This window comes from Chryseobacterium piperi (assembly GCF_002285635.2).
GTDB classification, from domain to species: Bacteria; Bacteroidota; Bacteroidia; order Flavobacteriales; family Weeksellaceae; genus Chryseobacterium; species Chryseobacterium piperi.
This window is the reverse complement of the sequence record NZ_CP023049.2, coordinates 3,658,953-3,669,261: the sequence shown is the minus strand read 5'-3', so window position 1 is coordinate 3,669,261 and position 10,309 is coordinate 3,658,953. Positions and strand designations below refer to the sequence as shown.

8 protein-coding genes are annotated in these 10,309 nt (G+C 37.3%); 5 read left to right on the top strand and 3 right to left on the bottom strand.

Annotated elements, in window-relative coordinates; translation table 11 throughout:
* The first annotated feature begins 9 nt into the window (after window positions 1–9).
* Window positions 10–474 (top strand): hypothetical protein, encoded by a 465-nt coding sequence (locus tag CJF12_RS16055; RefSeq protein WP_228379074.1) that lies wholly within the window; start codon window positions 10–12, stop codon window positions 472–474.
* Between the two features lie 62 nt (window positions 475–536).
* On the opposite strand, the gene CJF12_RS16050 is transcribed toward CJF12_RS16055, so the two are convergent.
* The 3 genes from CJF12_RS16050 to CJF12_RS16040 all read right to left on the bottom strand — a co-directional run bounded on the left by CJF12_RS16050 (window position 537) and on the right by CJF12_RS16040 (window position 6,186).
* Window positions 537–2,435, bottom strand: coding sequence for a SusD/RagB family nutrient-binding outer membrane lipoprotein (locus CJF12_RS16050; protein WP_034682732.1), 1,899 nt, complete (start codon window positions 2,433–2,435; stop codon window positions 537–539).
* A 15-nt stretch (window positions 2,436–2,450) separates the two neighbouring features.
* On the bottom strand, window positions 2,451–5,345 hold the full coding sequence (locus tag CJF12_RS16045; protein WP_034682736.1) for a SusC/RagA family TonB-linked outer membrane protein: 2,895 nt from the start codon (window positions 5,343–5,345) through the stop codon (window positions 2,451–2,453).
* Between the two features lie 250 nt (window positions 5,346–5,595).
* Window positions 5,596–6,186: a PadR family transcriptional regulator gene (locus tag CJF12_RS16040; protein WP_084675614.1), complete on the bottom strand. Its 591-nt coding sequence runs from the start codon at window positions 6,184–6,186 to the stop codon at window positions 5,596–5,598.
* A 252-nt stretch (window positions 6,187–6,438) separates the two neighbouring features.
* On the opposite strand from CJF12_RS16040, the gene CJF12_RS16035 reads away from it, so the two are divergent.
* The 4 genes from CJF12_RS16035 to CJF12_RS16020 are packed head-to-tail and all read left to right on the top strand — an operon-like array spanning window position 6,439 to window position 10,309.
* A complete protein-coding gene (locus CJF12_RS16035; protein WP_034682739.1) occupies window positions 6,439–7,521 on the top strand; it encodes a cupin domain-containing protein in 1,083 nt (360 codons plus the stop codon).
* Window positions 7,522–7,561: 40 nt separating this feature from the next.
* Window positions 7,562–8,449 carry a fumarylacetoacetate hydrolase family protein gene (locus tag CJF12_RS16030; protein WP_034682742.1) on the top strand — a complete coding sequence of 296 codons (888 nt, stop codon included), beginning with the start codon at window positions 7,562–7,564 and terminating at the stop codon, window positions 8,447–8,449.
* A gap of 23 nt (window positions 8,450–8,472) precedes the next feature.
* Window positions 8,473–8,976 (top strand): DinB family protein, encoded by a 504-nt coding sequence (locus tag CJF12_RS16025; RefSeq protein WP_034682744.1) that lies wholly within the window; start codon window positions 8,473–8,475, stop codon window positions 8,974–8,976.
* A 40-nt stretch (window positions 8,977–9,016) separates the two neighbouring features.
* A complete protein-coding gene (locus tag CJF12_RS16020; RefSeq protein WP_034682746.1) occupies window positions 9,017–10,309 on the top strand; it encodes a spinster family MFS transporter in 1,293 nt (430 codons plus the stop codon).

Genomic DNA, 10,309 nt, shown 5'->3' with positions numbered 1-10,309 from the left:
TGCTTTTTTTTGTTATTATTAATAGCAAGCCCTGTACATTCACAAACATTAACTGTAGGGGGAAGCAACTGGACGGTAAGCGTCCCTTCTATAACAGAGGCAGGAACTAATTATGCCGGAACTTATGAAAGTGCAACGAATCAAATTCTCCTGACCGCAAGTGTTCCTTTATTGTTGGGAACCGGTAAAGTATCTGTCCGTTATGTAGCCAATCCGACATGGAATAATGCGCTGACCTTAAACATCAGAAGAACAGGAAACGGAACTACAGTCTGCTTATTATGTACAATTACCGGAGGAACCACGTATCAACCTATTACCACCTCTGATGTCGAATTATTTAGAATAGCCGCAGTATTGGCCCTCGCCACCTATAACAACATTCCTTTACAGCTAGAATTAACGGGGGTATCAGTTACTGTCCCTGCAGCAGCCTATAATAGCAGGATCGTTTTTACTATCGGAGCTCTTTAATTCACTCCATAAAAAAACCTCAATCTTATCGAAAGAGGTTTAGTATCATTCATCATATTCCCTTAATGTTTAGCCCACCAGAGCGGAGTAAGAGTAGCATCTTCTGCTCCCAGAAGCTGTACTGCCTTCTGATAACCGTTCGGGTCCGAATTCCGGAAACTGCTTGGATATCTTAATCTTTGAGGAAAATTTTTAATAGAATTAGTCATATAATTCCCTGTTGTAATCGCTGGCAAATTCACCAAAGGAGTTTCCACAGCCGGATTTTCAAAAAATGGCAATCCTAATCTTCTGTGATCATTCCAAGATTCTAATGGAAGCCAGGGCATATTGGCCAGATATTTCTGTGTAATGATCTTAGTCAGTTTATCATTTTTAAAAGCTCCATTTTTATAAATGGTATTCACAGGATAGTTTACAGAGACCGAAACCAAATTATTGGTCGCCGGATCTTTATACTTCATCATATGCGTTGCTCCAGGTTCCGAGATATGACTGTATGCTACAGAAGTTCCGTCACGGTTATAATCGGTGGAAGTAATATATTGTCCGTAAAACTGAGAAACCCCATTATAAACAAAGTTATCCTGAATCCCTTTATTATAAGCAGCTTCATCACTCATCGGGGTCGACCATCCTTTTAAAGCAGCTTCAGCAATCAGAAAATAGGATTCCCAGCTTGCAAAAAATATCCGTGAGTTATTACTTTGCCGATATTGTTTCCCTAAAGCTGGTGCGCGGCCAATCAAACCTCTCAATCCGTTTCTTTGACCTTTTACGCCCCAGTTTCCAATAGTGGATGCATTCCAGGTATTGACCGTATTAATTGTAACCGTACTGTTATTGGCAAACGTTAAAATACCTGAATTCGTACTTGCGTCATTAGTATAAGTAGGATAAAGAGAATAAATAGGACTAGTAAAATCACCGGGGATATAGAATGTTTTATATGCTCTTGGATCTATTTTATTGGGAAGACCATCAAGCCAATATCCTGCTGACGGATCATTGGTAAGTGTTGTGAACTGTTCTTCATATTTCACCCCCATATAATCGTCGGTCTTTACAGCACTATGTTTATCTGCACTCAACTGGTCTATAGAATTAATTCCCCCCAAACCAATGTATAAATTATTCAATGTTGCTGATAACAACTGCGAATTCCACTCTCTAGACATTACTCCTGTAAGGGGATCCCATCCCGGTTTTTCAGCCACGGTGAAATTGTCCGAGCTTGCAGATATAAACATATTAGAATTCGCTGCAGCTTCAAATTCTGCCTTTGCTTTTGCAGGGTCTACTTCGGATATTCTCATCGCAATTCGCATACGCATGGAGTTCGCATATTTGACCCATTGAGACCAATTCATCTTATACGCCATATCATATTTTGAAATATTGTCAGAAGGAATCGGTTGATTAAGATTCATTTTTGCTGTAGCATCTTTCAATTCGTCCAAAATAAAATAATAGACTTCTTTTTCTGAATTAAAATCAGGATTACTCCCTTGAAAAGCCCTTATAGGCTGAGGTCCAAAATTATCTGAAAACTCACTCATCAAATAAGCCCTCCATATACGGGATATCTGAATTAAATTATCATAATAGGGTTGTGGATTACCTGCTTCCTTCCTTCCATTGGCTATTTCAATGGCTGCATTTGCATTATTCAGCCATTCTGAAAGATATTTCCAATACTCAACGGACCAGGAATCATTATCTGCTCCACCAGCAATACCTGTACTCAAATGCTGTCTTGCCGCTGTTTTCCAATAAAGAACAAAAACTCTTTCGGCGATATTAGGATCTTGCTGAGCGCCAAGAATAGAATTATTTAAGAAGTATTGAGGTTCTACCTGGTTAATATTCGGAGACAAAGGGTCTACATTTATTTCTTCAAAATCTTTACATCCGGAGATCATCAGGAATGTGGCTAAAGCAGGAATTATATATTTTTTCATTTTATTTTAATTTTATTAGAAACCTAAAGTAAGTGTAAATAAGTAGGACCTCATGGTAGGAAAAGCGAAGTTTTCGAATCCTGTCGCATTTGAGCTTATCGCAAATACAGACTCAGGATCTATTCCTTTTGTTTTACTGTAAATCATCCAGACGTTGTTAGCCGTAAATAATACTTTTGCACTCTTGAGAGCGAAGTTTTCAAACAGCTGTTTCGGAAAAGTATAAGAAAGCTGAATATTTCTTAACCGTATATTGGTCGCATCATAAACATTTTGTTCAGTTATTCCCAAATTTCCGGTACCCACAGCAGCCCAGTAATCCTGCTGGGTAATTTCTGCATTATTTACCGTATAATTACTCCCGTTATTAATTACTCCATCCACTACAAATTTGTCCCGTTTTCCTCCGGGCGCTGTTTCTTTCGCTAATCCCGAACGTTGTAATCCTGCTTGGGTTGCTGAGTAGAACTTTCCTCCTATACGCCCATCAATCTGGAATGATAATCCAATATTTTTATAAGAAAAACTGTTTATAAAACCAAACAATACTCTCGGAGACTGGTCTCCTAAAAAATAAGGCCCCCTATCTATTTGTGGCAAACCGTTACTTGTTAAAATAAGCTTCCCATAGTAAGGACTATTAACATCCTGCACTCTTAAAAATCTTGATCCAAATATTGCCCCATATCTTCTTCCTACGGCCGCAAATATTCCAACATCATCAAAACCGCCTAATGGATATTGAGATATTTTTCCATCCAGCTCATTGATCGTATTTTTATTCTGTGAAAAATTAATATTGGCATTCCATACGAACTTTTCATTTTTAATAACATCAGAATTTAAAACAATTTCAATTCCTTTGTTTTGTACTATTCCAGCATTGACCTTTCTATTATTATAGCCTGACATTGGATTCATAGGCAAATCCAATAACTGGTCTACAGCTCGGGAATCATAATAACTGAAATCTATAGAAACCCTGTTGAATAATTTAATATCCACCCCAATTTCGAAATTTTTCAATTTTTCACTTATAAGATTGTCATCATATAAGGTCTTTTTTCTTTCAGCAATGATATTTCCATTGGGATCTCTTTTAATCACGTAGGTATTATAAAGCTCATAAGGATCCAGGGAATTCCCTGTAACTGCATAGGATGCTCTTAGCTTAGCAAATGTTAAAATATCAGATTTTTTATCAGACAGTTTTTCGATCATATCTGTCAATACCAATGAAGTCCCTATTGAAGAGTAATTATATGACCTGTTTTGTGTATTCAGAGTAGAAGTCCAATCATTTCTTAATGTAGCATTGATAAACCAGTATCCATCATAATTAATTTCTGCAGCACCAAATACGGAGTTGATTTTTTTGTCTAAAATAACCTCCGTTATTCCAGGATTCCCTTCAGCATTATTAATATTGAAAAGATTAGGAATAACCAATTTGGGTGCTGACAAATAGATTGCTTTAGTTCTCGATGCCATCATTTGTCCATAAGCGGAAAGGGAACCACTCCACTTCCCTATAATATTATCTTTCTTCGCTGTAATACTACCTATATAGTTGTTTTCGTAAAACTTTTCCTGACTTGTATTATAGGAATTCTCCATTTTGGAACCAGTCCATGTCCGTGAATCAGCAGTTAAAGAATAAAAATCAGTTCCTACCCTAGCATCTGCACTTAACCAGTCATTAAATTGATACTTTAAATAACCACTTAGTAAAACCCTGTCTTTCTTATCCTCATTCAGTCTATTATAAGCTGACCAGTATGGATTAATTCCATCATTGGTAATCCATCTCTGCTGGACATTATTTTGGGTCATCCCCTCTCTATAATCTCTGATATTAATATCACGAGGCAATAATAAAATACCGGGATAATAATTACCGTCCCCTTGCCCTGCCGAAGGTCTGTTAATAGCATTAGTGCTTACGTATTGAACTTTAATATCCGAGGTCCATCTTTTGCGGGCTCCAAAATTAGAATTGATTCTTGCCATAAAATTCCATCTTTCATATTTTGAATTAGGAATCATGCTATTATTGTATAAATAATTCGCAGAGGTGTACAAATTGGTCCCCTCACCTAAGGTTTCCTGAAAGCTTAAAGTATGTTGCGTATTGGTTCCTGTTCTAAAAAAGTTTTTTAGATTATCATTTACTTTTGATTTATCAATAGCAGGTCCCCAACTTGAAGTAGAGGTATCTCCAGCCGGATTTGCCAATCCGTTATTTCCACGACCAAAACTACTCTGAAGCTCAGGTTTCATAAAAATATTTTCAAACCCTAAGCTTGTAGAATAAGTAATTCCAATACCATTTCTTTTCTTTCCGCTTTTTGTAGTGATAAGAATGACTCCATTCCCTGCTCTTGCACCGTATAATGCTGACGCAGCACCACCTTTCAAAACAGAAATACTTTCAATATCATCGGGATTGATATCACTTAATCCATTCCCCATATCAATATCTGGATTCCAGAAATCATTATTCTTATTACCACTTTCCTGAGCTTTCGCCTTCACTCCTGCTGAATTGTTGATGGGAATTCCATCTACTACAATCAAAGGCTGATTATCTCCTTTTATAGAAGTAAATCCCCTAAGGTTAATCTTAGAAGACGCTCCCGGTCCAAACCCACCTCTAATCACCTGAAGACCGGCAACCTTACCAGTTAAAGCATTAGTAACATTGTTTTCTCTGGCATCTACTAGGGCCTGACCTTTTACATCTTGAAAAGCATAACCCAATGCTTTTTTCTCTTTTTTGACTCCGTAAGCTGTTACTACTACTTCATCAATCTTTGCAGTTTTAATTGAATCTGTAGTTTGCGCATACAGCCCACCCCAACAAAAAAATACGGATTGAAGCAATCCAATCTTAAATAGTGTTTTTTTCATATTATATTCGTATAACTTATCGCAAACATAATATTTTAATACTATTTAACAAAGTACTACTACCTAAAAAGAATATTAGGTATATAAATTAAAATTCAACACATTTATACTCAAATCATAAGCATAAAAAATAGGGAGATAAAATGATGAAAATACACCCATACATTAGCCGGAAAAATAAATTCCGCCCATACAAAAGCATTCAAAAAAAACCAGAATACTTTACTTCGTATTAGGTTTTGTTTTTTTATTAGTCATTTTCTGAAAAAAAAGAATAAGCAAATTGCCGGATACGTTTAGCCTGCTCCACTTCAAATCGTGCTTTTGCAGCAATTTCCCCATAAGCAAAAGCACGAGCCATCTGGATTTTTTTAAGCTTTTCTTTCGGGGTAGATTCCGATCTCATTTTCATAAGCTTATACTCATTGGTTTGTATTTTATAGGTAGCTTCTTCAAGCTGATGCGCTCTTTTTTCAAATCTCTCAATATGTTTATCTATGATAGAAATCGCTTTTTCCAAAGTACATTTCTCCATATAAGAAGACCAAAGTAAAAAAGGCTCCCGAATCGGGATATACTGAATATCCTCCTGAATCCAATCATCAAGCTCTTTTCGACCGGTGTGGGTAAGAGTATACTGCTCCACATTCATTTTTTCCCCCCTGATACTATTTTCAGTTTCTACCAGGTTACTCTCCTTCATACTTTTGAGTGCATTATAAATCTGGCTGGCAGTAGCGCTCCAAAACGGAACTACTGAAGTACTCAGATTTTGAGCAATCTCATAGCCTGTCATAGGAGCTATTTCCAACATAGACATAATGATGTGTTTGGTCGACATAAAGATGTTTTATACAAATATAATCATTACAGTTCTATTCTCATATTCATTATAAAATATTACTTTAAATACTATTTAAAAATAAATAAACAAAAAACTAAAATTATCACAATATTTAAATTTATTCAAATTTCATTTGGAATATTCATTTATTTATATTTAAATTTATCACCATGATAATAATTAATCCAATAAAAGAAACAATCAGTGTTTTGAATAATAAAAATAAAATAATATCACAAATACTATATTATGAAAGAAAAAGAAGCACTATACTCCAGGCTAAAAGAGCAGAATTTAACTCCTCTTTGGCTTGTAGAGCAAGATGTATTACCGTTACACCCTAGCCCGGCCGCTATCCCCTGGCTTTGGAAATGGGATCAGCTGCATCAGCTGGCATCAACAGCTGGTAAACTGGTTGAGCTTGAAGACGGAGGGGATCGACGCGCTTTAGGACTAAGCAATCCTGGTCTTAATGGAAAACCTTATGCTACTGAGACTTTGTGGATGGCATTACAATGGTTGAATGGTAAAGAGATCGCTCCTCCGCATCGCCATATTGCACAAGCATCACGATTCATTATTCAAAGTGAAGGTTCTTATAGTACTGTTGAAGGAAACAGAATTTTTTTGGAAAGAGGAGACTACGTACTTAATCCTCCCATGTTATGGCATGACCATGGTTCTATCAATGATAAGCATGCAATCTGGTTAGACGCTTTAGATATTCCCGTTACCAACTACCTTAATGCCAATTTCTTTGAATCTTATCATTTGGATCAACAGGAAATAACCAAAAAAATGAATGCATCAGTACTGAAGCATGGCAATGGAAATTACCGCCCTTTATGGGAACCCCCTATCAATGAGTATCCTCCGGTATCTGTTTATAAATGGAAAGACACTCTAAAAGCGCTTAATGATCTTAAAGAAGCAGATGAAGCCAGTCCTTATGATGATTTGGCTCTGGAATATGTCAATTCTTTCAATGGAAAAGCGGTCATGAAAACTTTTGGAGCATCAATACAAATGATTCGTCCTAAAGTACATACCAAAGCCCATCGCCATGTTTCCAGTAATGTATATTATGTTTTTGAAGGAAGCGGTTATTCAGTAATAGATGGAGTACAATTTAACTGGTCAGAAGGGGATTTTTTTGTAATTCCTACCTGGGCTTGTCATGAACATTGTAATATTTCGGAGAATTCTGATGCCATCCTATTCTCTGTAAGTGATATCCCACTGATGCGGGCACTCGATAAATACAGGGAAGAACCTTATCTCGAAAATAACGGTCATCAATTCGTCCGTGAAGTTTTTAAAAGCCCTCTCTAAATTTCTCTAATCAATCATATTCAATTTTAAAATACAACCAATGAAATTATTAATGTTTACCGTCGGTTCTTCAGAACCCAAATTCGGAGCTTTTGTTCAGGAAAAAATCATTGATCTTAATGAAATTGCCAGTTTGGCAAAGATTTCTTTAGCTCCCAGTATACAGGAATCTTTAAAAAGCACTTCCGGATTATCCGATGCTGAAAAGGTTATAACGTATGCTCAGGAAAACTGGAATCAACTTCCAGAAAATACGGTTTGGAAAGAAGACCAGATTGAATGGCTTCCCGTAGTAGGATCTCCTGAGAAAATTATATGTGTGGGGTTGAATTATAAGCATCATATTATGGAAATGAAACGCGAAATGCCTTCAACGCCGGTATTATTTGCAAAAATGGCTACAACCTTAAATGGCCACAAACAAGATGTTCCCTATATAGACTTATCCAATTCCTTGGACTATGAAGCTGAAATGGCAGTTATTATCGGTAAAAAAGGGAAAAACATAAAAAAGGAAAATGCTTTAGAATATGTAGCAGGATATTCTTGCTTTAATGATGTAACGGTACGTGAATATCAGTTTAGGACTATTCAGTGGATGCAAGGAAAAAACTTTGATGGACATGGTCCTATAGGTCCAATGCTCATAACCCCTGATGAAATAGAAAACCTCGCTAATTCCAAAATTACACTTCGGCTGAATGGACAGGTAATGCAGGAATCTTTTATTGGTGATCTTATCTTTGATGTTCCCACTCTCATTGAAGCTATATCAGAAATCATGACCCTAAATCCTGGAGACATCATTGCTACTGGCACGCCTTCTGGTGTCGGATTTGGGAGAACTCCTAAAGTATTCATGCAAAGAGGAGATGTAGTGGAAGTAGAAATTACCAATATCGGCTTACTACAAAATACAATTAAATAATTACAATTCTTAAAACATAAATTATGAGCAATACAACATTAAACTTGCAAGAAATCAAAGAATCTCTTCAACATTCCCAAAAAAGCTTTTTGAAATTATTAGATGAAGTTGTTCCCACACAAAAATTATATACCAGACCTTCATTTGAAGAATGGTCTTGTGGTATTGTATTCTGGCATATTGGAGAGGCCCGGGTTTTCTTTGTAAACGAAATCCAAAAAGTACTGCATGATCCTTCTCTTTCTATTGGTCGAAAAATGGATAATCCAGCCCGTTTAGCCAATATAGAAGAAGCAGATAAGGTTCAGCCATCATCAGCTGAAATCCGGAACCGTCTGGAAAAAAGCTATGCAGAGATTACCCGTTTATTTGAAAAACTGACACCTGCCGATCTTGAAAAAGAAATTCAGCATATGAATCCTAAATTCGGATTAATGAAGTTAAGGGATTTCATAGATCATTTCATAGTTGAACACGACAACATCCATGTTGCCCAAATTAACAGGGTCGTGAAGCAGATCAGCTAGTACCTGTATACCTTATACTCACCAAAAAAACAAAACTTATATGGACTCTCAAATCTCAGAGCATAGAAGGCTGGGGCAAACCCGGCCTAATTATGCACTACTATTACTGACCCTGGTATTTGCACTAGGCTTGTTGGATCGTGTTATTTTCAATGTACTTCTCGACCCTATCAGAGAGGAATTCCATCTGTCAGATACTGTGATGGGCTTACTGTCCGGTTTCGCTTTTGTTGCTTTTTATTCTGCGATGACCTTTCCTGTAGCAAGACTAGCCGATCGATATAATAGAAGGAATATTATTGTTACGGGGCTTACTATCTGGAGCGCCATGACCGCTTTTAGTGGACTGGTGGCTAATACTCTTCAGCTTACTATTGCCAGAATCATGGTTGGTTTTGGAGAATCAATGGGTTCTGCTCCGGGGCATTCTCTTCTTTCTGATTTTTTCCCAAAAGAAAAGCGCCCTAAAGCCTTTAGCATTTATTCCGGAGGGCTCCATCTCGGAATACTTTTAGGCTATCTCATTGCAGGTCTTGTCGGCCAAATGTTAGGATGGCGGTACGCCTTCTTTTTTGCCGGAGCTCCAGGACTTATACTGGCTCTGGTTATCCGCTTAACCATGAAGGAACCGTTACGTGGCAGCTCAGAAGAGCATTATAAGCTAAAAGAGCTGGGAATTCCTTTACGGGAAGCTCTCAAAGACATTTTTAGTCGGCGAAGTTACCGTCTCGTACTGATCGCCACCACTATGGGAGCTTTCGTGATTTATGCATTAAGTACATGGGAAGCAACTTTCCTCAGAAGAATCTATCACTTCGACGGAAAGCAAATAGGATTGATTGTTGGAGTTGTAAAAGGGGGAACCGGTCTTGCAGGTGCTTTTCTTGGGGGATGGCTTTCCAATACTTTTGGAAAGAAAGACTATAAGTACATCTTACAAATCCCTGCTATAGCAACATTTTTGTGTGCAACCTTTTCTCTGTTGTTTTTATTCTCAACCAGTGCTGCAATGGCTATTATAGGACTCGGCATTACAACATTCTTTCTCGCATTTCATATTGGAGTAGCCTGGGGTGTAGCTCAGACTGTCACGCGTGTAGAAGTACGTACTTTGGCAGCAGCAATATTAACCATTTCCTGCAACTTTATCGGTCATGGTTTTGGCAGCTCTGTTCCAGGTTTTTTTAATGATCTTTTATCCGAAACATATAGTGTTAATGCCATACGCTACTCATTGTTATCTGCAACAGGTGTAGCATTGCTTGCAAGCATAATCTATTGGAAGGCTTCAGTCTGTGTAGAGAAAGACATTAATACCATAGAACAAGGATAA